Annotated in this window: 23 protein-coding genes and 5 pseudogenes; 13 read left to right on the top strand and 15 right to left on the bottom strand. The window is 63.0% G+C overall.

Annotated features, from left to right (window positions below):
- Positions 1–54: 54 nt before the first annotated feature.
- Complete coding sequence (gene argH, locus ACFLEY_RS04800; RefSeq protein WP_060910114.1) at positions 55–1,452, bottom strand: argininosuccinate lyase; 1,398 nt, start codon at positions 1,450–1,452, stop codon at positions 55–57.
- A gap of 105 nt (positions 1,453–1,557) precedes the next feature.
- On the opposite strand from argH, the gene ACFLEY_RS04795 reads away from it, so the two are divergent.
- Positions 1,558–2,223 (top strand): thiol:disulfide interchange protein TlpA, encoded by a 666-nt coding sequence (locus tag ACFLEY_RS04795; RefSeq protein ID WP_060912866.1) that lies wholly within the window; start codon positions 1,558–1,560, stop codon positions 2,221–2,223.
- Between the two features lie 5 nt (positions 2,224–2,228).
- Here the strand turns inward: ACFLEY_RS04795 and ACFLEY_RS04790 are convergent, their stop codons facing one another.
- The 6 genes from ACFLEY_RS04790 to ACFLEY_RS04765 form a co-directional block, all read right to left on the bottom strand.
- Positions 2,229–2,423, bottom strand: coding sequence for a hypothetical protein (locus ACFLEY_RS04790; RefSeq protein ID WP_038965352.1), 195 nt, complete (start codon positions 2,421–2,423; stop codon positions 2,229–2,231).
- A 165-nt stretch (positions 2,424–2,588) separates the two neighbouring features.
- Positions 2,589–3,470: a 3-hydroxybutyryl-CoA dehydrogenase gene (locus tag ACFLEY_RS04785; RefSeq protein ID WP_011084197.1), complete on the bottom strand. Its 882-nt coding sequence runs from the start codon at positions 3,468–3,470 to the stop codon at positions 2,589–2,591.
- 207 nt (positions 3,471–3,677) lie between these two features.
- The gene (locus ACFLEY_RS04780) at positions 3,678–4,622 is read right to left on the bottom strand and encodes an electron transfer flavoprotein subunit alpha/FixB family protein (RefSeq protein WP_211433836.1); all 945 of its coding nucleotides are present in this window, start codon (positions 4,620–4,622) and stop codon (positions 3,678–3,680) included.
- Positions 4,622–5,371 carry an electron transfer flavoprotein subunit beta/FixA family protein gene (locus tag ACFLEY_RS04775; protein WP_060910113.1) on the bottom strand — a complete coding sequence of 250 codons (750 nt, stop codon included), beginning with the start codon at positions 5,369–5,371 and terminating at the stop codon, positions 4,622–4,624. Before ACFLEY_RS04775 ends, ACFLEY_RS04780 begins: the two co-directional genes overlap by 1 nt.
- Positions 5,372–5,497: 126 nt before the next feature.
- Positions 5,498–6,070: a cob(I)yrinic acid a,c-diamide adenosyltransferase gene (locus tag ACFLEY_RS04770; protein ID WP_011084194.1), complete on the bottom strand. Its 573-nt coding sequence runs from the start codon at positions 6,068–6,070 to the stop codon at positions 5,498–5,500.
- A 2-nt stretch (positions 6,071–6,072) separates the two neighbouring features.
- Complete coding sequence (locus tag ACFLEY_RS04765) at positions 6,073–6,267, bottom strand: twin transmembrane helix small protein (RefSeq protein ID WP_028173548.1); 195 nt, start codon at positions 6,265–6,267, stop codon at positions 6,073–6,075.
- Positions 6,268–6,601: 334 nt separating this feature from the next.
- Here ACFLEY_RS04765 and ACFLEY_RS04760 point away from each other — a divergent pair, with 334 nt between their 5' ends.
- Positions 6,602–7,495, top strand: a complete 894-nt coding sequence (locus ACFLEY_RS04760) for a YihY/virulence factor BrkB family protein (RefSeq protein ID WP_011084192.1) — start codon at positions 6,602–6,604, stop codon at positions 7,493–7,495.
- On the opposite strand, the gene ACFLEY_RS04755 is transcribed toward ACFLEY_RS04760, so the two are convergent.
- The gene (locus ACFLEY_RS04755) at positions 7,422–8,696 is read right to left on the bottom strand and encodes an ATP-binding protein (RefSeq protein ID WP_060910112.1); all 1,275 of its coding nucleotides are present in this window, start codon (positions 8,694–8,696) and stop codon (positions 7,422–7,424) included. The genes ACFLEY_RS04760 and ACFLEY_RS04755 overlap by 74 nt on opposite strands.
- A 72-nt stretch (positions 8,697–8,768) precedes the next feature.
- Entirely contained in the window at positions 8,769–9,674 is a 906-nt protein-coding gene (gluQRS, locus tag ACFLEY_RS04750; RefSeq protein WP_211433835.1) for a tRNA glutamyl-Q(34) synthetase GluQRS, read from the bottom strand.
- Between the two features lie 179 nt (positions 9,675–9,853).
- On the opposite strand from gluQRS, the gene ACFLEY_RS04745 reads away from it, so the two are divergent.
- The 6 genes and pseudogenes from ACFLEY_RS04745 (at position 9,854) to ACFLEY_RS04720 (ending at position 16,288) form a co-directional block, all read left to right on the top strand.
- Positions 9,854–10,594 carry a DNA-3-methyladenine glycosylase gene (locus ACFLEY_RS04745; RefSeq protein WP_011084189.1) on the top strand — a complete coding sequence of 247 codons (741 nt, stop codon included), beginning with the start codon at positions 9,854–9,856 and terminating at the stop codon, positions 10,592–10,594.
- The gene (locus tag ACFLEY_RS04740; RefSeq protein ID WP_060910111.1) at positions 10,591–11,658 is read left to right on the top strand and encodes a DUF2855 family protein; all 1,068 of its coding nucleotides are present in this window, start codon (positions 10,591–10,593) and stop codon (positions 11,656–11,658) included. Before ACFLEY_RS04745 ends, ACFLEY_RS04740 begins: the two co-directional genes overlap by 4 nt.
- A gap of 139 nt (positions 11,659–11,797) precedes the next feature.
- Positions 11,798–13,575, top strand: a pseudogene (locus ACFLEY_RS04735) (flavin-containing monooxygenase).
- Positions 13,576–13,698: 123 nt separating this feature from the next.
- Entirely contained in the window at positions 13,699–14,676 is a 978-nt protein-coding gene (locus ACFLEY_RS04730) for a peptidyl-alpha-hydroxyglycine alpha-amidating lyase family protein (RefSeq protein WP_060910110.1), read from the top strand.
- Positions 14,677–14,891: 215 nt separating this feature from the next.
- Positions 14,892–15,449, top strand: a complete 558-nt coding sequence (locus ACFLEY_RS04725) for an HNH endonuclease (protein ID WP_028173554.1) — start codon at positions 14,892–14,894, stop codon at positions 15,447–15,449.
- Between the two features lie 170 nt (positions 15,450–15,619).
- A complete protein-coding gene (locus tag ACFLEY_RS04720) occupies positions 15,620–16,288 on the top strand; it encodes a phosphoribosylanthranilate isomerase (RefSeq protein ID WP_060910109.1) in 669 nt (222 codons plus the stop codon).
- A gap of 26 nt (positions 16,289–16,314) precedes the next feature.
- Here the strand turns inward: ACFLEY_RS04720 and ACFLEY_RS04715 are convergent, their stop codons facing one another.
- The 4 genes and pseudogenes from ACFLEY_RS04715 to ACFLEY_RS04700 all read right to left on the bottom strand — a co-directional run.
- Positions 16,315–17,163 (bottom strand): hypothetical protein, encoded by an 849-nt coding sequence (locus tag ACFLEY_RS04715; protein WP_211434568.1) that lies wholly within the window; start codon positions 17,161–17,163, stop codon positions 16,315–16,317.
- A 98-nt stretch (positions 17,164–17,261) separates the two neighbouring features.
- The gene (locus ACFLEY_RS04710; RefSeq protein ID WP_309142180.1) at positions 17,262–18,449 is read right to left on the bottom strand and encodes a patatin-like phospholipase family protein; all 1,188 of its coding nucleotides are present in this window, start codon (positions 18,447–18,449) and stop codon (positions 17,262–17,264) included.
- Positions 18,436–18,567, bottom strand: coding sequence for a hypothetical protein (locus ACFLEY_RS04705; RefSeq protein WP_304567086.1), 132 nt, complete (start codon positions 18,565–18,567; stop codon positions 18,436–18,438). The genes ACFLEY_RS04710 and ACFLEY_RS04705 overlap by 14 nt, the downstream gene beginning before the upstream one ends.
- A gap of 15 nt (positions 18,568–18,582) precedes the next feature.
- Positions 18,583–18,738, bottom strand: a pseudogene (locus ACFLEY_RS04700) (Mov34/MPN/PAD-1 family protein); the annotation flags it as partial.
- On the opposite strand from ACFLEY_RS04700, the pseudogene ACFLEY_RS04695 reads away from it, so the two are divergent.
- From ACFLEY_RS04695 to ACFLEY_RS04685, 3 genes and pseudogenes are all read left to right on the top strand, one after another.
- A pseudogene (locus tag ACFLEY_RS04695) lies at positions 18,712–19,704 on the top strand (IS630-like element ISRj1 family transposase); the annotation flags it as partial. The pseudogenes ACFLEY_RS04700 and ACFLEY_RS04695 sit on opposite strands and share 27 nt — an antisense overlap.
- Before the next feature lie 78 nt (positions 19,705–19,782).
- Positions 19,783–20,912 (top strand): IS3-like element ISRj2 family transposase gene (locus ACFLEY_RS04690; protein ID WP_396604959.1). Its coding sequence is split into 2 segments (ribosomal slippage): positions 19,783–20,035 and positions 20,035–20,912, totalling 1,131 coding nucleotides; the frame shifts between segments, so codons are not numbered across the junction.
- A gap of 139 nt (positions 20,913–21,051) precedes the next feature.
- Positions 21,052–21,288 (top strand): annotated as a pseudogene (locus ACFLEY_RS04685) (IS5/IS1182 family transposase); the annotation flags it as partial.
- A gap of 34 nt (positions 21,289–21,322) precedes the next feature.
- On the opposite strand, the gene ACFLEY_RS04680 reads toward ACFLEY_RS04685, so the two are convergent.
- Entirely contained in the window at positions 21,323–22,591 is a 1,269-nt protein-coding gene (locus ACFLEY_RS04680) for an IS256 family transposase (RefSeq protein ID WP_038952271.1), read from the bottom strand.
- A 102-nt stretch (positions 22,592–22,693) separates the two neighbouring features.
- On the opposite strand from ACFLEY_RS04680, the pseudogene ACFLEY_RS04675 reads away from it, so the two are divergent.
- Positions 22,694–23,242, top strand: a pseudogene (locus ACFLEY_RS04675) (IS5/IS1182 family transposase); the annotation flags it as partial.
- Positions 23,243–23,534: 292 nt separating this feature from the next.
- A complete protein-coding gene (locus ACFLEY_RS04670) occupies positions 23,535–24,689 on the top strand; it encodes an acyltransferase (RefSeq protein ID WP_249163601.1) in 1,155 nt (384 codons plus the stop codon).
- A gap of 258 nt (positions 24,690–24,947) precedes the next feature.
- On the opposite strand, the gene ACFLEY_RS04665 is transcribed toward ACFLEY_RS04670, so the two are convergent.
- On the bottom strand, positions 24,948–26,291 hold the full coding sequence (locus ACFLEY_RS04665; RefSeq protein WP_060910107.1) for an IS1380-like element ISBdi2 family transposase: 1,344 nt from the start codon (positions 26,289–26,291) through the stop codon (positions 24,948–24,950).
- Between the last annotated feature and the right edge of the window lie 34 nt (positions 26,292–26,325).

Genomic DNA, 26,325 nt, shown 5'->3' with positions numbered 1-26,325 from the left:
GGCGCGCTCTGGCGAGAGCCGGATGACCATGAAACATAAGCGAAATTTTGCCCCTCAGCCCAATTTTCGCTCTTTTTCCAGCCGCTTCGCCCAGCTCTTTGCCTGCGACGCCACGTTCTTCGGCGCGGTACCGCCGAAGCTGGTCCGGCTCTTCACCGACGATTCGACCGAGAGCACGCCGAGCACATCCTTGGTGATCCTGGGCTCGATCGCCTGCATCTCCTTCAGCGGCAGCTCGTGCAGCGCCACGCCGCCCTCGGCGGCCTTGGCCACGATGCGGCCGGTGACGTGGTGCGCCTCGCGGAACGGCATCTTCAGCGTCCGCACCAGCCAGTCGGCCAGATCCGTCGCGGTGGCATAGCCCTCGCCGGCGGCGGCCTTCATCTTGGCCTCATCGGGCGCGAGGTCGCGGACCATGCCGGTCATGGCGCGGATGGCGAGCGACAGCGCGGCAAAGCCCTCCATCGCGCCCTGCTTGTCCTCCTGCATGTCCTTTTGGTAGGCGAGCGGCAGGCCCTTCATCACGATCAGGAGACCGTTGAGCGCACCGATGACGCGGCCGGTCTTGGCGCGTACGAGCTCGGCGGCATCCGGGTTGCGCTTCTGCGGCATGATCGAGGAGCCGGTGGTGAACTTGTCGCTGAGGCGGATGAGGCCGACCAGCGGCGAGGTCCAGATCACGATCTCCTCGGCAAAGCGCGACATGTGCACGGCGCAGATGGAAGCCGCCGACAGCGTCTCCAGCACGAAGTCGCGGTCGGAGACCGCGTCGAGCGAGTTCGCCATCGGCCGGTCGAACAGAAGCGCCTTTGCGGTCGCGTGGCGGTCGATCGGGAACGAGGTGCCGGCAAGCGCGGCGGCGCCAAGCGGCGATTCGTTGAGCCGCTTGCGGGCGTCCTGGAAACGGCCGCGGTCGCGCGCGGCCATCTCGACATAGGCGAGCAAATGATGGCCGAAGGTCACGGGCTGCGCTGTCTGCAGATGCGTGAAGCCGGGCATCACGGTGCCGGCATGCTCCAGCGCGCGTTCCACCAGAGCCTGCTGGAACGCGGCGAGCGCGGCATCGGTCTCGTCGAGAACGTCGCGGACATAGAGCCGGAAGTCGGTGGCGACCTGGTCGTTGCGCGAGCGCGCGGTGTGCAGCCGGCCGGCGGCGGGGCCGATCAGCTCGGACAGGCGGCTCTCGACATTCATGTGAATGTCCTCGAGCGCGCGCTTGAACGTGAAGCCGCCCTTGCCGATCTCTGACAAAATCGTGTCTAGACCCTTGCCGATATTTTTCGCATCAGAGGCCGTGATGATGCCCTGCGTGGCAAGCATCGCGGCGTGGGCCTTGGACGCGGCAATGTCCTGGGCATAGAGGTGACGATCGACGTCGATGGAGACGTTGATCTCTTCCATGATCTCATCGGGACGTTCCGAGAACCGGCCGCCCCACATCTTGTTGCTCATGATCCCCTGCTCACGCCTTGCTAGTCGCTGGTCACGTTTGCTGGCCGCCGCCAGCCGTATTAAGAGGCCCCTGATAGCCATATCTGCGACCGGATGACAAACGATATGCTCGACACGAAGCCCTCCGCCACGCGCCGGATCCCCCTCGTCATCGCCACCGTGGCGGTCGGCGGGCTGGCCGGCTTCGCTGCGTTGTACGGGCTGGGCCTGAGCCGGGCGCCTACCGGCGATCCGGCCTGCCGGGCGGCAGTGGCTACGGCGCAAAAGATCGCCCCGCTCGCCCATGGCGAGGTGGCGGCGCTGACCATGGCGAGCGCGCCCCTGAAGCTGCCCGACCTCGCTTTCGAGGACGCCGACGGCAAGCCGAAAAAGCTATCCGATTTCCGCGGCAAGACGCTGCTGGTGAACCTCTGGGCCACCTGGTGCGTGCCCTGTCGGAAGGAAATGCCGGCGCTGGACGAGCTCCAGGGCAAGCTTTCGGGCCCGAATTTCGAGGTGGTGGCGATCAATATCGACACCCGCGACCCCGAGAAGCCCAAAACCTTCCTGAAAGAGGCCAATTTGACCCGGCTCGGCTATTTCAACGATCAGAAAGCCAAGGTTTTCCAGGATCTTAAGGCCATAGGCCGGGCGCTCGGCATGCCGACCTCGGTGCTGGTCGACCCGCAGGGCTGCGAGATCGCGACGATCTCCGGACCGGCGGAATGGGCGAGCGAGGACGCGCTCAAGCTGATCCGGGCTGCGACGGGCAAGGCCGCCGCGGCGCTTTAAGGGTTTCAGGCCGTAACGTTGAGATTGCCGCCGACGCCGGGGCCGACATTGGCGAGCGAGGGTTGACCGGCGCCCATCAGTGTCAGGATGGTGGATTTCTCCATATCCATGTTCTGCTTGGTCAGCGTCGCCGCGATATTCGACTGCAACGCGCCTTGCTGAGCGGCCAGCATGGTGCTGACCATTGCCATCATATCCATTACGCGAACCCTCGTACCGGCCGTAACCTAGGCGCGAGGGGTTAACGCGACATGAATTGTCACGGAGCCGTAGGGTGGGCAAAGCAAAGCGTGCCCACCAATCAGCATCCTAGTTGCGGAGACATGGTGGGCACGGCGCGTCGCGCCTTTGCCCACCCTACGACGTCAGCGCGTCGGAACCGGCTTGGCGCCGCGATAATCGTAGAAGCCGCGCTGGGTCTTGCGGCCGAGCCAGCCGGCCTCGACGTATTTCACCAATAGCGGGCACGGACGGTACTTGGAGTCGGCGAGGCCCTCGTGCAGCACCTGCATGATCGACAGGCAGGTATCGAGGCCGATGAAATCGGCGAGCTCGAGCGGACCCATCGGATGGTGCGCCCCGAGCTTCATCGCCGCGTCGATCGCCTCGACATTGCCGACGCCTTCGTACAGCGTGTAGATCGCCTCGTTGATCATCGGCAGCAGGATGCGGTTGACGATGAAGGCCGGGAAATCCTCGGAGACCGCGACCTGCTTGCCGAGCTTGGCGACGAATTCCTTGGACGCCTCGAAGGTCGCATCGTCGGTGGCGATGCCGCGGATCAGTTCCACCAGCTCCATCAGCGGCACCGGATTCATGAAGTGAATGCCGATGAAGCGCTCGGGCCGGTCGGTGGCGGCGGCAAGGCGCGTGATCGAGATCGAGGACGTATCCGAGGCGACGATCGCCTCGGGCTTCAACACGGCGCAGAGCTCGTGGAAGATCTTGCGCTTGACCTCTTCCTTCTCGACCGCGGTCTCGATCACGAGATCGCAGTCGGCGAGATCGTCGAGCTTCTCGGCGGCCACGATGCGCGACAGCGCCTTGGTCTTGGCCTCCTCGGTGACGACCTTCTTGGAGACCTGGCGGGCCAGATTGCCGTTGATCGTGGCCATGCCCGACTTGAGGCGATCGGCCGAAACGTCGTTGAGCACCACGTCGAAGCCAGCCAGCGCCGCAACATGCGCGATGCCATTGCCCATCTGCCCCGCGCCGATCACGCCGACCTTCTTGATCACTGCCGCCATAATGTCATCCACCGGAACGGCGCGCATATCGCGCCTGCCTATCCCCCAAGCCGGGAGGTCTGATTGATCAGAGCCTTGATTTAATCAGAACCTTGGCTCGAAACCTAGATTGGATCGCTCCCCCGACGTGCCCCACGCCAAAGAAAACGCCTCAAAAATGAAACACCGGCCGGAGTGTATACCTCCGACCGGTGTTTTGAACGGCTTTTACTTGCCGAGCTTGCCGAGTTCGGCCGTCAGCTCCGGAACCGCCTGGTAGAGGTCGGCGACCAGGCCGTAATCGGCGACCTGGAAGATCGGCGCGTCCTCGTCCTTGTTGATCGCCACGATCACCTTGGAGTCCTTCATGCCGGCCAGATGCTGGATCGCGCCGGAAATGCCCACCGCGACATAGAGCTCGGGGGCCACGACCTTGCCGGTCTGCCCAACCTGCCAGTCGTTCGGCGCATAGCCGGCGTCCACCGCCGCGCGCGAGGCACCGACGCCGGCGCCGAGCTTGTCGGCGAGGGGCTCGATGTATTTGGCGAAATTCTCGCGGCTCTGCATGGCACGGCCACCGGAGACGATGATCTTCGCCGAGGTCAGCTCGGGACGGTCGCTCTTGGCGACCTCCTCGCCAACAAACGACGACAGGCCCGGATCAGCCGCCGCCTGAACGCTCTCGACCGGCGCACTGCCGCCCTCGCCCGCTGCGGCGAAGGTGGAGGTCCGCACCGTGATGACCTTCTTGGCGTCCTTCGACTTCACCGTCTGGATGGCGTTGCCGGCATAGATCGGACGCTCATAGGTATCGGGGGCGACCACCTTGATGATCTCCGAGACCTGCATGACGTCGAGCAGGGCTGCGACGCGCGGCATCACGTTCTTGAAGCGCGAGGTCGCGGGCGCGACGATCGCGTCATAGGACGGGGCCAGCGAGACGATCAGCGCGGCCAGCGGCTCGGCAAGATCGTGCGCGTAAAGCGCGCCATCGGCGAGCAGCACCTTCTTCACGCCCGCGAGCTTGGCGGCGGCATACGCCGCGGCCTTGGCACCCTCGCCGGCCACTAGGACCTCGACGTCCGCGCCGAGCGCGGCGGCCGCGGTCAGGGCCTTGTTGGTCGCATCCTTCAACGACGCGTTGTCGTGTTCGGCAATCAGAAGCGTCGTCATCAGAGCACCCCGGCTTCGTTCTTGAGTTTCGACACCAGCTCGGCGACGTCCTTGACCTTGACGCCGGCCTTGCGGCCCGCCGGCTCGGTCGTCTTGAGAACCTCGAGGCGCGCGGTGACGTCAACGCTGTAATCGGCGACGGTCTTCTCCGCGATCGGCTTCTTCTTCGCCTTCATGATGTTGGGCAGCGAGGCGTAGCGCGGCTCGTTGAGACGCAGGTCGGTGGTCACGATCGCCGGTCCCTTCAGCTTCACGGTTTGCAGACCGCCGTCGACTTCACGGGTGACCTTGAAGTCGCTTCCTTCGACCTCGAGCTTCGAGGCGAACGTCGCCTGCGACCAGCCGAGCAGCGCGGCCAGCATCTGGCCGGTCTGGTTGCTGTCGTCGTCGATCGCCTGCTTGCCGAGGATGATCAGGCCCGGCTGCTCTTCCTCAGCGACCTTCTTCAGGATCTTGGCGACGGCGAGCGGCTCGACGGTGCCCTCGGCCTTCACCAGGATGCCGCGATCGGCGCCCATGGCAAGACCGGTGCGGATCGTCTCCGACGCCTGCGCCGGCCCAATGGAAACCACCACGACCTCGGTGGCCTTGCCACCTTCCTTCAGGCGCAGCGCTTCCTCGACCGCGATTTCGTCGAACGGGTTCATCGACATCTTGACGTTGGCGAGTTCAACGCCCGATCCATCGCCCTTGACGCGGACCTTGACGTTGTAATCGACCACCCGCTTTACCGGCACTAAGACCTTCATCGATCCTCTTTCACTCAATTTGGGAGGGGGGTTATCAACTGGCGCGGAACCTAAAGGCCTGACCCGGCCCGGTCAACGCGCGAAGGGGCCAAATTTTAGACCTTAGAAATGCGCCGCTCCAATGGGTCAGCGGTTCTGGCCTGGAACCCAGAGCACGTCGCCGGCGCCGTTATGGTTGGCGGCGCGGCTGGCCACGAACAGGAAGTCCGACAGGCGATTCATATACTGGATACCAGCAGCGCCGACCGGCTCGCCCGGCTGGGCAGCCAGTTCCACCATCACGCGTTCCGCCCTGCGGCATATCGTGCGTGCGACATGGAGGTAGGCGGCAGCGGGCGTTCCCCCCGGCAGCACGAAGGAGGTGAGCGGCGCGAGCTTGTCGTTGAGCGCGTCGATGTCGTGCTCGAGCCGCTCGACTTGGCTTGCCACCACCCGCAGCCGTTCCACCTTGCCCTCACGCTCGGGCACGGCGAGGTCGGCACCGAGATCGAACAGGTCGTTCTGGATGCGGCCGAGCATCGCATCGAACTCGGGCGCATCATGGGTATGGAGACGCACGACGCCGATCGCGGCATTGGTCTCGTCCACCGTGCCATAGGCCTCGATGCGCAAATCATACTTCGGACGGCGTTCGCCCGAGCCGAGCGCTGTCGTGCCGTCGTCACCAGTCTTCGTATAGATGCGATTCAGCACAACCATGTTCAACGCCCCATCGCCCAGACCGCGATCATGGCAATGACAATCGCCACAAACTGCAGCAGCACGCGCCAGCGCATCAGCTTCTGCGAGGTGTTGGGCGAGCCGCCGCGCATCATGTTGACGAGACCGAGCAGCAGCACCAACGCCACGGCACCGGCTGCCGCCGGCAGGATGAAAGTACTCAGGATAAATGCCATCGGGGGTAGATAACACCGTGCGCGCCGGTCCGCTATCTCCCCCCACCCGTCATTCCGGGGCGCGCCAACGGGTCCGCAACGCGGCCCGGTGGCGCGAGCCCGGAATCCATCAAGCTGCGTCACGCGCGGCGAAATGGATTCCGGGCTCGATGCTCCGGGTCGTGCTTTGCGCGGTCCCGTCACATCGCCCCGGAATGACGACTGGCTTGGTCGGCGATCTGGCTTTTAAGCCAATAATATCAGAAGCTAGCTGGATGATTTCTGATCTGCATAGGTCGCCTGTCTTCTTTGCCTCTCCCGGCAAGCGGGGAGATGGTATGCGCCGGGGCAAGCCGTGAAAGCCATCCGCTACATCTACGTCGTCGTGATGGATGCGTTCTACACGTTCCTGGCCGACGACGGCTGGGCGATCGCGAGCCACATCGCGCTGTCGACATTGATGGCGCTGTTCCCGTTCCTGATCGTGCTGACCTCGCTCGCCGGCTTCTTCGGTTCCAAGGAGCTCGCCGACCAGGCCGCCAGCCTGATGCTCGAGGTCTGGCCCAAGCAGGTCGCCGACAGCCTTTCCGGCGAGATCCACGACGTGCTGACCACGACCCGCACCGGCGTGTTGACCATCGGCGCGGCGCTGTCGGTCTATTTCGCCTCGAACGGCGTCGAGGCGCTCCGCGTCGCGCTCAACCGCGCCTATGCGGTGGTGGAGATGCGGCGCTGGTATTGGCTGCGGCTGGAATCGATCGGCTATACGCTGGTTGCGGCCTTCACCGCGCTTGCCATGGCGTTCCTGATCGTGCTCGGCCCACTCATCATCGAAGCGACGCGACGCCACATCCCGCTGTTCGTCGAGTCCAACGAGAGCATCCTCACCTGGCTGCGCTACGGCATCACCATCGGCGCGCTGGTGGTGGCGCTGATTATCCTGCATGCGTGGGTGCCGGCGGGGCGGCGCAGCTTCCTCCAGATCCTGCCCGGCATCGTCTTCACCATGGTGGCGTCGCTGATCTCGGGCATCGTGTTCGGGCAATATCTGGCGCGCTTCGCCAACAATTACGTGACGATGTATGCGGGGCTGGCCTCGGTGATCATCGCGCTGGTGTTTCTGTATTTCATCGCCGCGATCTTCGTCTACGGCGGCGAGCTCAACGCCGCGATCATCAAGTCGCGGCTACCTCACGGCGTGTCGCTTCAAGCAGCGCAGTCGCTAAAGCACGCGGAGACACGGGCTTGACCAGGAAGGCGTCGGCGCCCGCCTCGCGCGAGGCCGCCTCGTCCTCGCCGCGCCCGGAGACGCCGATGATGGGTATTTGAGCGAGCGGCGCCGGCATGGTGCGGATCCGCCGGATAGCCTCGACGCCGTCGATGCCCGGCAGCACCATGTCCATCAGCACCGCGTCGAAGGCCCCCTGCGCCAGCCGGTTCACCGCATCCTCGCCGCGCCCGATGAACTCGGCATGGTGGCCGAGCTCGGTCAAAATGGTGTTGAGCACGACGCGACCGAACGGATTGTCCTCGACGCTGAGCACGCGCAGCGCGGCCGCCGCATCGGCCTCGGCTTCGCCCTTCGCCTTGCGGGACCTGGCCGGTCCCGCCGCGTCCAGCGACACGGTCAATGTGAAGGTGGCGCCGCCGCCGCGCCGCGGTGCGACCGAGATGTCGCCACCCATCCCGCGCGCCAGCTGCTTCACCGAGGATAGCCCCAAGCCCGCGCCGCCGAAGCGCGAGGCGATGGTGACATTGGCCTGGGTGAACGGGCGGAACAGCCGCTTGATCTCGGCCATGGTCAGGCCGATGCCGCTGTCGGACACCGCGAAGGCGACGCCGACCCTGCCCTTCATCTTGTCGTTTTTCTTGCCTTTGGTTGGACGCCAAGGCGCGACCACGAGCGCCACGCCGCCCTGGTCGGTGAACTTCACCGCATTGTCGATGAGGTTCTCGAGTGCAGCGCGCAGGCGGACGGGATCGCCGACCACCAGCCCTGGCAGCTTTTCGGAGAGCTCGACCTGGGCCTGGAGGCCCTTGGCCGCGGCGCGCCCGGCGAGCGAATCGCCGGCGCTGCGGGCCAGCGCCCGCAGGTCGAACAGATCCTGCCGCAGCGCGCCGCCACCCTTCCCGGCCCCCTTGCCGGTTCGGGCGGCGTCCACGAACAGGGTGGCGAGGCTCGCCAGATGCTCGGCACCGGCCTTGATGGTGTCAGCCCAGCGCCGCTCCCGCTCCCCGAGATCCGAGGTCGCGAGCAGGTCGCTGATCGCGAGAATGCCGGTCAGGGGCGTGCGGACCTCATGGGCAAAGGCGGCAAGCGCCGCCTGGACCACGTCCGGCGCGACCACTTTGGTGGTGCGCTTGCGCACCTTTCCGGCCGCCCCGGACCGCTTCCGAGGCAATCGCCTGGACGTCCGCGTAGTGCGCGCTGGGCGCGTTTTCGCCGCCATAATTCCCCTTCGAAGTATCCCCTTCGAACCCCCGGGCCGTCAGTCGAGCATGGCACGGCGGAACCCCTGGAGTCACGGCGGTGTTTGGCTAAACCCCAGAGAAACTTCACCTAATCCCACCAGAGCGCGGATGCCGACGGGCGATGCACCGGCGTCGCGTAACTCCCGCAAGCCGGTCGAGCGGCTCGATTTCGACAGCTTCCGCCCGGCTTCATCCCGAATCAGGGCGTGGTGGCGGTAGGCGGGTTCCGGCAGGCCAAGCAGGGTTTGCAGCAGGCGGTGGACGGAGGTGGCGTGAAACAGGTCCTGGCCGCGCACCACCTCGCTGATCCCCTGGAGGCCGTCGTCGACGACCACGGACAAATGGTAGCTGGTCGGCGTCTCCTTGCGAGCCAGGATCACGTCTCCCCAGGCCTCCGGCCGCGCGGGAACGACGCCCCTCTCGCCGTCCGGCCCCTCGCCGAGTTCATTCCAGGCCAGACTGGCAACGCGCCGGCAGGCGGCCGCCATGTCGAGCCGGAGCGCATAGGGCGCGCCGGATGCGATCAACCGCGCCTGCTCGCCGGCGGACAGCGACTTGGCGTCTCCGGGATACAGCGGCGCGCCGTCGGGATCGCGCGGCCACGGCCCATCGGCCTCGCGCGCGGCCACAAGTCTTGCGATCTCGGCGCGGCTTTCGAAGGCGGGATAGACGAGGCCGAGCGCAGAGAGCTTTTCCAGCGCGGCGCGGTAATCGGAAAGATGCTCCGACTGCCGGCGCACCGGTGTTTCCCAGGCAATGCCGAGCCAGGCGAGATCCTCGTAGATCGCCGCCTCGAACTCAGGCCGGCAGCGCGTCGCATCGATGTCCTCGATCCGCAGCAACAGCCGCCCGCCGGCCTCCCGCGCGCGGTCGAAGTTGAGCAACGCCGAATAGGCGTGGCCGAGATGCAGGAAGCCGTTCGGGCTCGGAGCAAATCGGAAAACGGGTGGCGACATATGACAGGATCTCGTGATGGCCGGGCTTGACCCGGCCATCCATCTTCCATGACTCTGTTACGATAGGAGATGGATGCGCGGGTCCCGCCTACGCCGAAGGCATCAACGGGCTTTTCGGTATTGGGCCAGCGCAGCTTTAGCAGAGACGGCAAGCCCCGCGCATGACGAGTTAGGCCACAATGACCATCCACCTCGAAACCCAGTCCGATCTCGAAGAGGCCGTCCACGCGCTGGTGAAGCGCGATCCTCGGCTCAAGCCCGTGCTTGCGGCTGCGGGCATGCCGGCCTTGCGGCGACGCGAACCGGGCTTCCCCGGGCTCGCGCATATCGTCTGCGGGCAGCAGCTCTCGACCGCCAGCGCCGCGGCGATCTGGGGACGGCTGTCGGCCGCGTTAGATCCGTTCGATCATGAGGCGGTGGGCCGCGCGCGCACCGACCGGCTGGGACGGCTTGGCCTGTCCGCCGCCAAGATCAAGACGCTGAAACATCTTGCGCGCGAGATCACGGCGGAGCGGCTGAACCTCGACGTGCTCGCCGAGGAAGATGCCGACGCCGCGCATCACACGCTGATCTCGCTGCCCGGCATCGGACCGTGGACCGCGGACGTCTATCTCCTGTTTTGCCTCGGCCATGGCGATGCCTGGCCGGCCGGCGACCTCGCGGTGCAGGAGGGCATCAAGATCGGCCTCGGCCTTCAGGCACGGCCGACGGAGAAGCAGATGGTGCCGCTCGCCGAACCCTGGCGTCCGCTGCGCGGCGCGGCGGCGCATCTGTGGTGGAGCTATTACCGCGCGGTGAAGAAACGCGAGGGCGTGCTCGCGGGCGAGGCGAACGCCGTTTTAAACAATGTTGCTGTTGCAAAGCCCTCACAGGTGAAAGAGAAGATGCCGGCACGAAAGAAGCCGGGACCTTCGCCATGACCTCGACCGACTTCGTCGTTGCGCGCAACGATCTCGAGCAGTGCAAGCTGATCGAGACCGCCATTCCGGATGCAGCCGCGCTGCCGGCGGATGCGCTGCTGGTGAAGGTCGAGCGCTTCGCGCTCACCGCCAACAACATCACCTATGCCGTGATGGGCGACGAGCTGAAATACTGGCAGATCTTTCCGGCGCCGCAGGGTTTTGGCAACATTCCGGTATGGGGTTTTGGCGAGGTGATCGCCTCGAAACATCCCGGCGTCGCCGCCGGCGAGCGGTTGTTCGGCTATTTTCCGATGGCGACGCATCTCGTCATCGAAGCCACGGACGTCAGCAAGCGCGGCTTGCGCGACGGAGCCGCGCATCGGCAAGGCGTGGCGCCGGTCTACAATCTCTACTCCCGCGTCACCGACGACCCTGCCTATGCAGGACGGCAGGGCGACTACCAGGCGCTATTGCGACCGCTGTTCATGCTGTCGTTCCTGGTCGACGATTTTCTGGCGGAGAACGATGATTTTGGCGCGCGGACCGTGCTGCTGTCGAGCGCCTCGAGCAAGACGGCGTTCGGCCTTGCGCATCTGTTGCACACACGCGGCCGCAAGGTGATCGGCCTGACCTCAGCCGGTAATACCGGCTTCGTGACGTCGCTCGGATGTTACGACGAGGTCGTCACCTATGACCGCGTGACGTCCTTGCCATCGAATGCGCCGGTCGCCTTCGTCGACATGGCCGGCAGCAGCGCCCTGCGCGCCGAACTGCACCGGCATTTTGGCGACCAGATGAAATGCTCGGTGCGCGTCGGTTTGACACATCGCGCCACCCTGCCCGGCGCAAAACCGCGCTGGTTCTTCGCGCCGGACCATATTCGCAAGCGGGCAAAGGATTGGGGGCCTGGCGGCATCGAGCAGCGCTTTGGCGCGGCATGGTCGGGCTTCGCGCCGCTGCTGGAGAAATGCCTGCGTGTGATCGAGAGCCGCGGACCGGAGGCGGTGCAGAGCATTTATCTCGACACGTTGAAGGGGCGCATTCCGCCCGAGCAGGGCCATATGCTCTCGCTGCTCGGGTAAAGCGCTTTTGACATCGGCTGATCCAGTATAGCGTTCGACCTCTATTATTATCGGAGCATGATCTCTTCGGAAAACCGCTACACACTTTTCCGGATCATGCTCCAGAGGAAACGCCGCGAAGACGGCCACGAGGTCGCGAATGCTGGACAGGACGAAGGATATTTCCGTCGCCGCGCAGGCCTGGCTCGATGAATTCAGGGACGCGCTGGGCAAGCCGGAGCCCGCCGCCGCACTCGACCTCCTCTTCCTCCCCGACAGCTTTTGGCGCGATGTGCTGGCGCTGAGCTGGAACTTGCAAACGCTGGCTGGCCGCAGCGCAATCGCGCAGGCGTTGGCCGCGCTCGCGTCCGGGGCTGCACCGACCCATTTCGAGATCGCGCCGAACCGTGCGCCACCGCGCTGGGTGACGCGCGCCGGCACCAGCAACATCGAAGCCATCTTCAATTTCGAGACCGCGCTCGGCCGCGGCAGCGGCATCCTGCGGCTCGTGCCTGATAGCACCGACGGCGACCGGTTGAAGGCGTGGACGCTGCTGACCGCGCTCGACGAGCTCAAAGGCTTCGAGGAACAGCTCGGCACGTCACGGCCGCGCGGCCAGGCCTATTCGCGCGATTTCCGCGGGCCGAACTGGCTCGACCAGCGCAACACGTCGCGCGACTACGCCGATCGCGACCCGGCCGTGCTGGTGGTCGGCGGCGGCCAGGCCGGGCTCGCCATCGCGGCACGGCTTAAGCAGTTGAAGGTCGATACCTTGATCGTCATCGCGAGGCGCGGATCGGCGACAATTGGCGCAAGCGCTATCACGCGCTCACCCTGCACAACCAGGTGCAGGTCAATCACCTGCCCTACATGCCGTTCCCGGCGAACTGGCCGGTCTATATCCCCAAGGACAAGCTCGCCAACTGGTTCGAAGCCTATGTCGATGCCATGGAGCTGAACTTCTGGACCGGCACCGAGTTCGAGGGCGGCGCTTACGACGAGGCGAAAGGCCAATGGACCGTCACGCTGCGCCGCGCGGACGGCGGCAAGCGCACCATGCATCCGCGCCATGTGGTGATGGCGACCGGCGTCAGCGGCATCGCCAATGTTCCTCACATCCCAACGCTCGAGAATTTCAGGGGTACGCTGGTGCATTCCAGCCGCTACGAGGACGGCGAAAACTGGACAGGCAAGCGCGCCATCGTCATCGGCACCGGCAACAGCGGCCACGACATCGCGCAGGATCTTTATTCCAGCGGCGCCGAGGTGACCCTGGTGCAGCGCTCGCCGACGCTGGTCACCAATATCGAGCCGTCGGCGCAGTTGGCCTATGCGACCTACAATGAGGGCACGCTCGAGGACAACGATCTGATCGCGACCTCGATGCCGACGCCGCTGGCGAAGAAGACCCATGTGATGCTGACGGAGCAGTCGAAGGAGCTCGACAGGGAGCTGCTCGACGGCCTCTCCCGCGTCGGCTTCAAGCTCGACTTCGGCGAGGCCGGCACCGGCTGGCAGTTCAAATACCTCACCCGCGGCGGCGGTTATTATTTCAACGTCGGCTGCTCCAACCTCATCGCCGAGGGGGCGATCAAGCTCAGGCAGTTTTCCGACATCGAAAGCTTCGTCGCCGAGGGCGTTCGGATGAAGGACGGCACGACCATTCCGGCCGACCTGATCGTGCTCTCGACCGGCTACAAACCGCAGGAATATCTGGTGCGAAAGCTGTTCGGCGATGGCGTAGCCGATCGCGTCGGCCCGGTCTGGGGATTTGGCGAAGGCTTCGAGCTGCGCAACATGTATGCGCGCACGAAGCAGCCCGGCCTGTGGTTCATCGCCGGCAGCCTCGCCCAGTGCCGGATCAACTCGAAATATCTCGCGCTCCAGATCAAGGCCATCGAGGAAGGGATTTTGGGGCGTGAGGTGGATACAAGGTAACACACACGTCATTCCGGGGCGCGCGTAGCGCGAGCCCGGAATCCATCTACCCCCGGGATATGCGGCCCGATGGATTCCGGGTTCACGCTACGCGCGCCCCGGAATGACAAGAGGAGAAACCCAATGCCAGCCATTCTCGGCACCGGCGAGCACCGCTACCGCGTCGTCGAAAACTTCGCGAAACTTCCGGACGGCTGGCAGCTCACCGACGTCGCCGCGGTCGCGGTCGACAGCCTCGACCGCGTCTATGTCTTCAACCGCGGCGCCCATCCGATGGTGGTGCTGGATCGCGAGGGCAATTTCCTGCGCAGTTGGGGCGAGGGCCTGTTCTCGCGCGCGCACGGCCTGCACATCGATGCCGACGACAATCTCTACTGCACCGACGACGGCGACCATACCGTGCGCAAATGCACCAGCGACGGCAAGGTGCTGCTGACGATCGGGATCCCCGCAAAGCCGGCGCCGTTCATGAGCGGCGAGCCGTTCCACCGCTGCACCCACACCGCATTGTCGCCGAAAGGCGAGATCTATGTCTCCGACGGCTATGGCAATGCGCGCGTGCACAAGTTCACGCCGGACGGCAAGCTGATCAAGAGCTGGGGCGAGCCCGGCACCGACCCCGGCCAGTTCAACATCGTGCACAACATTGCCACCGATTCCGACGGCTGGGTCTACGTCGCCGACCGCGAGAATCATCGCGTGCAGGTATTCAATGGCGAAGGCAAATACGAGACGCAGTGGAACAACCTGCACCGGCCCTGCGCGCTGTGCTGCTGCGGTGGCGGCAGGAGCCCGACCTTCGTGATCGGCGAGCTGGGCCCCGGCCTCGATATCAACCGCAATGTGCCCAATCTCGGCCCGCGGCTGTCGATCGTGGACGCCAAGGGAAATCGCATCGCGCGGCTCGGCGGCGAGGAAGGTCCGGGCGTGGCCAGCGGCAAATTCCTGGCCCCCCACGGCATAGCGCTGGACTCGAAGGGCAACATCTATGTCGGCGAGGTCGGTGTCATCAACTGGACGACAAGCTTCCCGGACCAGGAGATGCCGGCCGTGGTGCGCGCGACCCGGTGCTTGCAGAAGCTGGAACGGGTGCGGGAGTAGCCGCCGCGGCAAGCCACGACGCGCCGCCAAAGGCGGTTCCGCGCCAGTTGCCGGCCCCGCCCCGAATCGCGGCGTTTTTGAGCGCTTTTGCCACCCCGCCGCCGCATTGCCTGCGCCTGAATAAGTCGCTCAACGGGCTTCACAATCCCGTCACGCTGCATGTAGTATGTCAATACATGCTGCTTCGCAGCGTACATGGAGGCCGGGAGCGTTACTTGAACGCACATGTCTCGCAAGGCAGTTGGCCGGTGTTGGTGCTGAATGCGGACTTCCGGCCGCTGAGTTACTACCCACTGTCTCTGTGGTCGTGGCAGGACGCGATCAAGGCGGTGTTCCTCGACCGCGTCAACATCGTCGCGCATTACGATCAGGCGGTCCGAAGTCCCACGCTGGAAATGCAGCTGCCAAGCGTGGTCTCGCTCAAATCCTTCGTCAAGCCGACCACCCACCCCGCCTTCACCCGGTTCAACGTCTTCCTGCGCGATCGTTTCGCCTGCCAATATTGCGGCTCGCCCGAAGATCTCACCTTCGATCACATCATCCCGCGCAGCAAGGGCGGCCAGACCACCTGGGAGAACGTGGTCGCGGCGTGCTCGCCCTGTAATCTGCGCAAGGGCAATCTCACCCCGGCGCAGGCCAAGATGTTTCCGCGCCAGAGCGCCTTCGCGCCGACCGTGCACCAGCTCCACCGCAACGGCCGCATGTTCCCGCCGAATTACCTGCACGACAGCTGGCTGGACTATCTCTACTGGGATACCGAACTGGATCCGTAGGGCCGGCGCGCAACAATGTTGTGGGACTCATAAGAGTGTCAAAGGACACATAAGAGTGTCACGTTTTTGGGCGCCGCCGGGGCCTAAGAATTGCAACCTTAGATGCGTTTCAAGCCTGCAAACCGCAAGAATCCGGCATTTGCGGCGCGGTCGGCGGGAGGGATTGCTCCATGCTGACCCAGATCTATGAGATCTCAAGCCCGGATGAGGCGCGCGTCGTTTCGCAGATCGGTATCGACCACGTCGGGGTTCTAGTAGGCGACGGCGGGTTTCCACGCGAACAGCCGCTCCCCCGGGCGGCGGAAATTGCGGCGGCGATAGTGGCGCCTGCGAGATTTTCGGCGCTGTTTCTCACGGCGCGAGTGGCCTTCATCATCGAGTGGGCGCGGGCGCTCAAGCCGGCCATCATCCACCTTGGCGCAGCACCCGAGCTGCTCGCTCCGGATCAGGTCGCCACCGTCAAAGCGGCGCTGCCGGATAGCCTGATCATGAGGAGCGTGCCGGTCTATGGCGAGGAGAGCATCGACATCGCTCGAACCTACGAAGGCATCGCGAACTACCTGCTGCTGGACAGCCACCGTCCATCCGACAAGCAGATCGGAGCGCTGGGCGTGCCGCACGATTGGAGCATCAGCAGGCGCATCGTCGAAGCAGTCGGCACCTCCGTAATCCTCGCCGGAGGACTGGGTCCCGACAACGTCGCGCAGGCAATCGGTGTGGTCCGGCCGGCCGGCGTGGATTCAAAGACGAAGACCGACAGGGAAGGATCTCACGCAAAGGATCTTGAACGCGTGAGGCGATTCTACGAAGCCGCGCGCAAGGCGATTGCGGCGACGTAGGACGGGGTGCGAACATCCCCAGGGAATCAACGGGGAAATGAGCGCCGGCCGTAGTAGCGTTGCCGCAACGTGTCATTGTTCATGTTAAGCCACCGCCTCTTCTTCGATACGTAGCGCTTGGTGGACGAAACCTCTTCAGAATCCGATTTGAGGTTTACGGCGAGGAACTCCCCCGTATGGTCTCCAATGGATCTGACGACAACATCGCCGGTCTTGGTCGTCATGAGAGCAATGCCTTGCTTCCAGAGGAGCTCCTTTATCTCGTCGCGAGGATGATCGTACTGATTGTCGTAGTTCGACGAGCAAATTGCGAGGCTAGGCTCAAGATGTGAAAGGAAGGTCTTCGTCGTAAATCCGTTATCAGCGCCATGATGAGCGAGAATCATGACGTCCGTCTCGGATCTGAGAATCGGAGCGCGTCGCAGTCTGGAGGAGATCATGGAGCATTCAACGTCGCCGAGGCTGAGCACGTTGAAGCTACCCTTCCTGAAGTGTTTGACTGTGGAATTGTTGTTCGCGCACTCTTGGTCAATGTGCTTGGGATTGTAGAAGGTGTTTCGGTACGCGGCAGTCGAGGCCTTATCGAGAGCCTCTATGTACTTCGGTGTGATGTGCTCGATGTCGGGTATGCGGTTGCGGGGCGCTCGACGGCTCTGATAGTCGGCGATGATCTCCAGACAGCCCTCCCCATGATCGCTGTAGGGATTGTATCCGGGGCACTCGATTTCGGCTGGACGAATGAGATCGAGCAGTTCCTGCAGTTCGTGCTTGTTGCAGTGGTCGGAGTCCCAACTGGTTATGTCGAGAGAGTCTGCGTACTCGACGCCGCAGATCTTCATTTCGTGCATGAGCGTCCGCCGGCTCACGTCGGTCAATCGACCCTCGATCACCGTGAAATGTCCACCCGCAAAGTAGGAGAAGGACGAACCGGGGCAACCGAGCTGGTAGGCGCGAAAGCGCGTTACTACACCTTTCAACATGTGGTCGGATCCCAAGCAAGCGAACGGGTAAAGTGTTTGGTGGCGTACGTCGTGAGCGTGATGTCGGCGGCTTCGTATCCATGCCGAGTGAGGCGATCGAAACCCTGTTCGCCAAGGGCCTTCAAATCGGTTGGATGACCGGCGGCAGCACCCGCTTCTTGGTCTGGCTGAACCGCGTCGTAAAAGCCTACAGGTCGGTTCGCCGAGGCTTTTATGCCCACCTCTCGGACAGAATTTCCCATGCGGACCAGCACGCCAGGCACGGCCCCGGTTGTCAGATCCGCAACCAGCATTCGGCTTCGAAGCGAACGAATTTGATCACTCGCGATGTCGAAGAGTCGAGGCGATGCCAGGCGGCCGCTTGCCAGCGCGGCAAGTTTGGACTGAGTCGGCGGACCGAGGGGGCCGGAAGCATCGCTGCAAATGAGGAAGTCTGATCTCGCCAAGCCCTTTCCGGGCTTGTGGAAGAACTCGAGACCGAGATTTTCGTATGCACCACCGTCCCAAAGGCGCACTACATCGAAGGGCGGATCCTTCTTGCGGATCGGCTTTCTGGTCGCCGGGTCGGTATCCCACCATCCGTCGCTCGGCACCGCCATTCGCAGAGCTCCGATGGCATATGGGACGGCTGCGGATGCGGCGACTGCCGACGACAACGGGACGCCGGGATCGTAGTGCCTTCCGAATTTCCAGTCGCCCATCTCTCGCTTGGAGAAGCGCCAGTTCTTGCCCGTTTCAAAGCAGGTGGTGTTGATCTGCCATGTCGGCTCGTCCGGAAGATCGGTCAGTTTGCCACGGACGCCCCACCGTCGTTCTAGTAGTGTCGCCAACACGGAGGCACGATGACGAAGCAGTTGCAGATTGAATTCCAAGACTCCGCGCCAACCGACCGCACTCAAACTGAAAAGGTCGGTTGTGGATAGGATTCTTCGAAGTTCCGGGAAGATGGTCTGCTTGAATTCGGCCGAGGTCGGCCATCGCATGCCTGCATGGGACACGATGGCCGCGGTGATGAGGCTGCCGCCCGAGACGGTTGACAGAGCAGTAACCGACTCCATGAGGTGTTCGTCGGCCAGGCGCCTCAACACACCGAGATGAAAGGCGGCGGCCCTCACGCCACCGCCGGAAAGGGCGAGGCCGAGTTTCAGCGGCTGTTGTGCGCTGATATCAGGCTCGCTCACCGGTAGCCTCCTTGACGATGATCAGCGAAACAGGAAGATCGACGTCGGGTTTGGTGGCGGAATGGATCCGTACGCCGTCGTCGTTTGCGATTCCCATCAGCGCGGGCACGCCGTTCATGTCCAGAAGTTCGGCCAATTCGGCGAGTTGAAGGAGGTCCTTCGGGCTAGGCGCAGCCGCATAGCCCTTCGGATGCGAATGCCATTCGCCGACGTAGACTAGTACCCACTTTTCTTGGAACGTGAGTCGTGATTCAAGGTCGGGATGATACCCGAAGCAAGAGAAGTCCACCTTTCGAGGAAAGATCGCAAGGTGCTTGAGGCGTGCTGTCGCTCACCGGTGACGTTGCAGCGCGATTTGAAGCGGGCGCGGATAGTTCTGTTGGCGGCGGATGGGCGCAGCACCCGGTCGATCGCCAAGGAAGTTGGGGTCCAGCCGCGGATTGTCAGCCTTTGGCGGCATCGCTATGCCGACCATGGCCTTGAAGGGCTGCAAGACAAGCCGCGGCCTGGCAAGCAGCCGATCTATACGAAGACGACCGACAAGCGGATTCTGAAGCTGCTGGATAAGCCGCCACCGCAAGGGTTTGCGCGCTGGACCGGCCCCCTGCTGGCCGAGGCGCTGGGCGATGTCGATGTCCAATATGTCTGGCGGTTCCTGCGCAGCCACAAGATTGACCTGGTGGCTCGCAAGTCCTGGTGCGAGAGCAACGACCCGAACTTTACGGCCAAAGCCGCCGATGTTGTCGGCCTCTATGTCGCGCCGCCGGCGAAGGCCATTGTGCTGTGCGTGGACGAGAAGCCCTCGATCCAGGCTTTGGAGCGAGCGCAGGGTTATCTGAAGTTGCCCGATGGCCGCGCCTTGACCGGCCAAAGCCACGATTACAAGCGGCATGGCACCACAACATTGTTTGCGGCGCTCGAAGTCGCCACCGGAAAGATCATCGCGACCCATTCAAAACGCCGGCGCCGCGTCGAGTTTCTCGATTTCATGAACAGCGTCACCGCGGCTTTTCCGAACCGCAAGCTTCACGTCATCCTCGACAACCTCAACACCCATAAAAAGAACGAGGACTGGCTCAAGGCCCACCCCAACGTGCAATTTCATTTCACGCCGACAAGTGCGTCATGGCTCAATCAGGTCGAAGTATGGTTTTCCATCTTGCAGGGGCAGTCGCTCAGCGGCACCTCCTTCACGAGCCTCAAGCAGCTTCAGGAACACATCGATGCCTACGTCAACGCATACAAAGAGCTGGCCCCGCAAATTCGGACAGTAGCTTGAGTGGATTTTCTGCCTGACAGCGGCGAGGATTCTTGCTGCGAATCAGGAGCGAAGATGACGAAGAAGAGCCGCCGGACGCATTCTCCGGCATTCAAGGCGAAGGTTGCTTTGGCTGCGGTCAAAGGCGACAAGACACTGGCGGAGCTGGCGCAGCTGTTTGATGTTCATCCGAACCAGATCACGATCTGGAAAAACCAGCTCCTGGAAGGCGCCGCCGGCGTGTTTGGGCATGACAAGACATCGGCCGAGACGCCGGTCGATTTGAAGGCGTTACATGCCAAGATCGGCGAGCTGGCGTTGGAAAACGATTTTTTGTCCGGCGCGCTCACCAAGGCGGGCCTGCTGAGCGCAAAGCGATGATCGACCGCGGTCATGATCTTTCTATCGTGCGCCAGGCGAAGGTCCTGAAGCTGGCTCGCAGCACGGTCTACTATGAACCTCGGCCAGTTTCGGCCGAGGACCTTGCCTTGATGCGTCGGCTCGATGAGCTGCATCTCGATTATCCCTTCGCGGGAGCGCGTATGCTGCGATCGTTGCTGCGGCGGGAGGGCGTATACGCCGGTCGCCGCCACATCGCGACGCTGATGAAGCGCATGCGGATCGAGGCGGTCTATCGTCGCCCGAACACGAGCAAGCCGGCTCCGGGTCACAAGATCTACCCGTACCTGTTGCGCGGATTGAAGATCGAGCGGCCCGACCATGCGTGGGCAATGGACATCACCTACATTCCGATGCGGCGTGGCTTCGTCTATCTCGCGGCGGTCGTCGATGTGTTCAGCCGACGGGTCCTGGCCCATCGCGTCTCGATCACAATGGAGGCGGCCTTCTGCGTCGAAGCGGTCCAGGAGGCGTTGGCGAAGCACGGCAGGCCCGAGATTTTCAACACGGACCAGGGCAGCCAGTTCACCAGCCTCGAGTTCACCGATGTGCTGCTGGACGCGAAGATCGCCATCAGCATGGACGGCAAGGGCGCCTGGCGCGACAACGTGTTTGTCGAGCGCCTCTGGCGCACGGTCAAATACGAAGAAGTTTATCTCCGCGCCTACGACAGCGTGTCCGAGGCGCGAGCGACAACTGCCAAGTATCTGGCCTTCTACAATCAGGGGCGCCCTCACTCGAGCCTTGACGGGCGCACGCCCGACGAGGCTTACTTCGGCACGCAAGCTATGGTGATGGCCGCATGACCGTCGCCGACGATTTTGTCGTCGCTCTGGTCGGGCTACGCCCTCCCGACGCAACGACAAAATCGTAAAGCCCCGCGTTCAGCATAACCCGGCAGGAATCCACTTAAATCCAGCGGGGCGCTGTCCAAACAACCGGGGCCAGCTCTATCTGCGCCTGGCCAAGCGCGCCGCCATCATGGTCGGCCGCTATACCCACGCTCACCAGTTCAAGCGCGCCCGGCGCCAACTCAAGTTCCTGCGGACGCGGCTTGGCCGGATCATCCGCGACATCCGCCGCAAGATTGATGGCGATGCGGCGCTGGAAGCGCGCTTCGGCCCGCTGCTCGATCTGGCGCAGCGGGTGCGCAGCCAGGATCAGCATCAGCGCGGCCCCAAGGGAGCTATGGCTGATTTTGGGTGACGCGGCCTGATCAGGCGGCGTGGCTTTCAGTGTTCGGAATGACTTCGATTCCGTCGATGAACTTTACACCGGCGATGACTTTCGGCAACTGGTTCGTGCTCTTCAATCGCCGCCAGGTCTTCGATGCGGCGTCGATGAGCTTGAACACCATCAGCTTCGCAGTTTGTTGCGACAGCGATCCCTTGGTCCGCACCGTTCGGTGGCGCACCGTGGCGAAGACGCTCTCGATCGGGTTCGAGCTGCGTAGGTGGATCCAGTGCTCAGCAGGGAAGTCGAAGAAGGCGAGCAGCGCATGGCGATCCTTGATCAGGCACTCCACCGCACGTCCGTATTTGACGTGGTATTTCTCGACGAAGACGTCGATCGCGGTTTCAGCTTCGGCCCGGTGTGGGGCCAGATAGATGTTCCGCAGGTCGTTCTTCATGGGGCCCTGCACGGATTTGGCGACCTTGTCGAGTACGTTGCTCACTTTATGGCACCAGCATCGTTGGTGCCGCGTGCCGGGAAAGGCCTCGTCCAGTGCCTTCCAGAAGCCGAGGGCGCCGTCGCCGATGGCGAGTTGCGGGGCAATCCGTAACCCGCGTTGCCGCAGGTCGATCAGGAGTTCGCGCCAGCTCTGCGCGCTCTCGCGCACGCCGACCTGGAAGCCGATCAGCTCCTTCTTGCCTTCCGGCGTGGTGCCAATCAGCACCAGCATGCATTCGCTGTGATCTTCCATGCGGGCCTGCAGGTACACGCCATCGGCCCAGATGTAGACATAGCGACGCGCCGACAGATCGCGTCTCTGCCAGCGTTCGTACTCGACCTGCCAATCGGCCTTCAGGCCGGCGATCACCGAAGGCGACAGGTTCGGCGCATCCTTGCCGAGCAGCGCCGAGAGCGCCTCCTGGAAGTCGCCGGTCGAGATGCCGCGCAAATAGAGGACCGGGATCAAGGCATCCAGGCTCTTCGTCCGCCGCGCCCATAGCGGCAGGATTGCCGAACTGAAGCGGAGGCGGTCGCCTGGCCCGCTCGCTCCGCGGTCGCGGACCTTGGGACGAGCGACCTCCACCGGACCGATGCCGGTCGCAATCTCGCGCACCGGACCGTGCCCATGTCGGACCAGGCGCGCTCGACCGTCGGGCAGCGTCAGATTGGCCGTGCTGGCCAGAAACGCGCCAACCTCGATCTCGATCGCCCTGGCAAGCAGGTCCCGCGCGCCGGCTCGAACGATATCGGTCAGTGGATCATCAACCGCGGACGGCTGACGGAAAGCAAGAACATTGGTAGTCTCGGTCATGGCGTATCGCTCTCCTCGAGAGGTTCTGGCAGGCTCGTCACCCGCCTCGATACGCCGCCTTCCTCACACCGTCATCACCCAGATTCCGCCATAGCTCGCCCCAAGGTCTATGCGTTGCATGCGCCGGAGGTCGAGTGCATCGGCAAGGGCAAAGCCCGCGCGCCTTACGAGTTCGGCTGCAAGGTCAGTATCGCCACCCCCGTGACGTCCCCGAAGGGTGGACAGTTCGTGCTCCATACCAAGGCGCTGCACGGCAATCCCTTTGACGGCCACACGCTCGGCCCCGTGGTCGCCGACATGGAGAAGCTCACCGGCGTGGAGGCTCGTCGTATCCACGTCGACAAAGGGTACCGTGGCCACAACTACCCGCACCGGTTCAGGGTCTGGATCTCGGGTCAGGTTCGCCGCGTCACGGCTTCCATCCGGAGCGAGATGAAGCGTCGCGCGGCTGTCGAACCCGTCATCGGTCACGTCAAGGCCGAGCACCGCATGGACCGCAACTATCTCAAAGGCAGAGTCGGTGACCGCATCAACGCCGTCCTCGCCGCGGCCGGCTACAACTTCGGCCTGCTCCTGCGATGGCTCGCAGAACTCTTGCGTGCCATCATCCGCGCCTTCGCCGAAACTGTCCCGGCTCAAAAGATCGCTTAAATCAGCGCTCGTCCGCGTTCTTCACGGAGGACCAACATGCGTAATCGAGCGCGTTGCAAAGTACGGGTCGTCAGGCGGTGAAAAGCCGAAGGCAATCCTGTGCGCCTCGCCAGACAAGATGTGCGGCCGCATCAATCGGGCCCAAAAGCCGCCCTCTGACGAATAGGATGGGCTAGCAGTTGACGGTGCTCAGACCGTGTAGCGGCACACGGTATATGCATGTATATGCATGTATATGCATGTATATGTAAAGAAATGCGACAGATGCGTTAATAGAATTGCAGAATCCTACATGTCGAACGCGATGCTCAAATCCAGCTGCGCCCCCCCGAATTTACCGCCCCCCAACGCCTTTCCCGAAGACCCCGGGTCGCTGGCTGCCAAAGAGGTCGCGCGACTGAGCATTCTTGACGGCATGCGGGGAATTGCTGCCATCTGTGTCGCCTTTTTACATTTTTATGAACCCTTTCAGTTCGGTCCTCAGAACTGGATTCCTCACGGTTATCTCGCTGTAGATTTTTTCTTTTGCTTGTCAGGGTATGTAATGGCATTTGCCTACGACCCTTCTCGCGTAGAATTGTCACCCACAGAACTTATTAAAAGGCGTCTGATACGACTGCATCCGCTCGTCGTAATTGGCTCCTTGTTGGGCTTCGTTGTGGTTGTAATCGGACGATTCTATGCGCCTATGGCTGCCGCGTTATTCAATTTTAGTGTCACGGAGTTTTTTATTCTCCTCACCTGCAGCGTACTTCTGTTGCCGCACTTATTTGTCCACGATCCCAGCTTTCCTATTTTTCCTTTTGTCGCTCCCGCCTGGTCATTGCTTTGCGAGTATGTGGCGAGCCTAACGTTTGCTCTTTGTCTGCGCCAACTATCGCTTCGATGGTTGCTAGCGATGCTCGCCTTCGCCGCGGTTGCAACGGCATACACGTGCTACGATTTCGGAAGCCTAAACGGCGGTTTCGACCGCAGAACCTTCTGGATTGGCTTTGTACGGGTAGGTTTTTCATTTATCGCGGGCGTTGTTGCTTGCCGTATTGGCAGGCAACCGCTGTTGCCAGGGGCAGCATATTACCTTCCGCTTATCATGCTTGCGACCTTCTTTTGGCCCTTCCTTTGGAAGCCCTACGATTTCCTGATCGTCACAATCGTATATCCGCTCCTTGTTTGGCTGGGCGCTAATGCAATCGGGAGTCCGTCGATCAACCGTTTTAGCGAGTTTATCGGAGATCTTTCATATCCGCTTTATATGACCCACTACGTTCCACTCATGCTATTGTTCGGCGGAACTTCGGCAGGTTGGGTTGCGCAGATCCATGCAGCGCTAGCGGTACCAACCGTGACTCTAGTTGCAATCGCTTTTAGCTTTCTTGTTAAGCGATATATCGACGAACCGATCCGAGCCACTTTGCGTCACAGATCATTTGAGCACCTCAAAGGCTAATGCAGGCACTGCCGCAGGTATGCACGGATGTTCTTATCCTGTTCTGCTCTCAGAAGCGCTTTCGCCCCCTCTGGCCTTCCAGCTTCAGGGTAATTAGCTAGCCCGATCTATTCACGAGAGCACGGTCGTTCTTGACGTCTGACGGGGGCTGGCGGCTGGCGTGGGTGACCGTCCGGCCTTTTCTCACCGGGTTCTACATCAAGCTGTTTTGTAGGCGATGGAGGAGTGGGGCGGGTGAGCGGGCGCAGGCCCGGTCGGTTACGGACCGAGCGGGAGCAGCGCGCCGGGCAAGCAGCGGATCAGGTCGGCTTCGGGACATGCCGCGGCAAACGCAAGGCGAATGCGGCTCGAGGTCTCGACCACACGGGCGGCGAGCTTCAAGAGCCGAAGACGCAGCGTCGCGAACTCGGCAGCGGCCAATTCCCGGACTTTGGGAATGGCGTCGCGCACGGTCAGCATCAGCCAATAAGCGGCCGTATGGAGCACGAGACGGACCTGGTTGGCGAGCGCCGAACGGCAGCTGGTGCGGTCGGAGGCGAGCTGCGTCTTATGCAGCTTGATCAGATTCTCGGCTTGGCCGCGCGCGCAATACAGGCTGTCGTAGATCCACTCGGCCGAGCCGACATCGAGGCTGGTGACGACGAAACGGATGTCGAGGCCGAGCATCGTCGCCTCAATACGGGCGACGGTGCGCCGTTCGCGATCCCAGGACTTTGCCTTGTGGCGCGTCTCGGTATAGCCACGCAGAACCGGCAGGTTCTCGATGGCGCGTCGGGTGCGGATGTCGTCGGCGACCTCGTCGACTTTTCTGGCGAGAGGCTTGGTGCCGGACAGACCGAAGATGTAGTCGATGCCGTTGGTCTCGCACCACGCCATGGCCTCCGGCCGGGCATAGTGCCCGTCGCCACGGAACGTAATTCGCGTGTTGTGCCACCGCGTCCGGATATGCCGTACCAGGCGGCGCAGAAGGGCACGCACCTCGACGCCGCCCGGCGTCTTGCCGGGCCTCAGCACGACCGCCACGGGACGGCTCTTCTCCGTGTCGTAGACGTGGATCGGCAGGAAGCAGCGTTCGTCATAATGAGCGTTGAACAGCGAGAGCTGCTGATGGCCGTGGACGACATCGCAGGTATCATCGATGTCGAGCGTGACGGATGCCGGCTCGCGCGGGTAGCTATCCATCCATGCGTCGACCAAAATGTAGGTCAGTCGGATCACGTCGCGCAGGCGCGGAGCATTCTCCAGCCGCGACAGCGTCGGTTGGGAACACAGATCGCGGCCCGTGTCCGGCAGCCGTCCGCAGGCCAGCTTGAATGCGGGATCGGACCGCAGATGATCGAGGTCGTCGGCGTCCTCGTAGCCGCAGCAGATCGCGAACATGCGCGCGCGGAACATATCGACAAGGCTGTGCACGACCCGCGTCGGATCGCGCCGATCCGGGAACACCCGGGCCAGATTGTCGGCCAAGCCGAGACGCCGCTCGGCCATCGCCAGAAGCATCACGCCCCCGTTCGAGGTTAGGCGCCCACCATCGAAGGCAGCTGTGACTTTCTTGGCGTGAATGGCTGGAAACGAGAAGGGCGGAATCGTATCGTCGGTCATGGCGGGCGTGGCGTTCGCGGTTGGAGGTGATGGG

The organism is Bradyrhizobium sp. YCK136, assembly GCF_044570075.1.
Taxonomy (GTDB): Bacteria; Pseudomonadota; Alphaproteobacteria; order Rhizobiales; family Xanthobacteraceae; genus Bradyrhizobium; species Bradyrhizobium diazoefficiens.
Note: the sequence above shows the minus strand (reverse complement) of the source record. Positions and strands in the feature narration are given on the sequence as shown.

Bases quoted from the DNA above. Each gene is read 5' to 3' on its own strand.
- ACFLEY_RS04705 (WP_304567086.1), bottom strand. From the start codon at position 18,567: ATGAACGGCGTGCCCGCGCTGATGGGAATCGCAAACGACGACGGCGTA.
- ACFLEY_RS04785 (WP_011084197.1), bottom strand. From the start codon at position 3,470: ATGGCGGCAGTGATCAAGAAGGTCGGCGTGATCGGCGCGGGGCAGATG.
- ACFLEY_RS04680 (WP_038952271.1), bottom strand. From the start codon at position 22,591: ATGACCGAGACTACCAATGTTCTTGCTTTCCGTCAGCCGTCCGCGGTT.
- ACFLEY_RS04790 (WP_038965352.1), bottom strand. From the start codon at position 2,423: ATGGATATGATGGCAATGGTCAGCACCATGCTGGCCGCTCAGCAAGGC.
- ACFLEY_RS04670 (WP_249163601.1), top strand. From the start codon at position 23,535: ATGTCGAACGCGATGCTCAAATCCAGCTGCGCCCCCCCGAATTTACCG.
- argH (WP_060910114.1), bottom strand. From the start codon at position 1,452: ATGAGCAACAAGATGTGGGGCGGCCGGTTCTCGGAACGTCCCGATGAG.
- ACFLEY_RS04755 (WP_060910112.1), bottom strand. From the start codon at position 8,696: ATGGCGGCGAAAACGCGCCCAGCGCGCACTACGCGGACGTCCAGGCGA.
- ACFLEY_RS04720 (WP_060910109.1), top strand. From the start codon at position 15,620: ATGCTGACCCAGATCTATGAGATCTCAAGCCCGGATGAGGCGCGCGTC.
- gluQRS (WP_211433835.1), bottom strand. From the start codon at position 9,674: ATGTCGCCACCCGTTTTCCGATTTGCTCCGAGCCCGAACGGCTTCCTG.
- ACFLEY_RS04730 (WP_060910110.1), top strand. From the start codon at position 13,699: ATGCCAGCCATTCTCGGCACCGGCGAGCACCGCTACCGCGTCGTCGAA.
- ACFLEY_RS04665 (WP_060910107.1), bottom strand. From the start codon at position 26,291: ATGACCGACGATACGATTCCGCCCTTCTCGTTTCCAGCCATTCACGCC.
- ACFLEY_RS04780 (WP_211433836.1), bottom strand. From the start codon at position 4,622: ATGACGACGCTTCTGATTGCCGAACACGACAACGCGTCGTTGAAGGAT.
- ACFLEY_RS04795 (WP_060912866.1), top strand. From the start codon at position 1,558: ATGCTCGACACGAAGCCCTCCGCCACGCGCCGGATCCCCCTCGTCATC.
- ACFLEY_RS04745 (WP_011084189.1), top strand. From the start codon at position 9,854: ATGACCATCCACCTCGAAACCCAGTCCGATCTCGAAGAGGCCGTCCAC.
- ACFLEY_RS04770 (WP_011084194.1), bottom strand. From the start codon at position 6,070: ATGGTTGTGCTGAATCGCATCTATACGAAGACTGGTGACGACGGCACG.
- ACFLEY_RS04765 (WP_028173548.1), bottom strand. From the start codon at position 6,267: ATGGCATTTATCCTGAGTACTTTCATCCTGCCGGCGGCAGCCGGTGCC.
- ACFLEY_RS04775 (WP_060910113.1), bottom strand. From the start codon at position 5,371: ATGAAGGTCTTAGTGCCGGTAAAGCGGGTGGTCGATTACAACGTCAAG.
- ACFLEY_RS04740 (WP_060910111.1), top strand. From the start codon at position 10,591: ATGACCTCGACCGACTTCGTCGTTGCGCGCAACGATCTCGAGCAGTGC.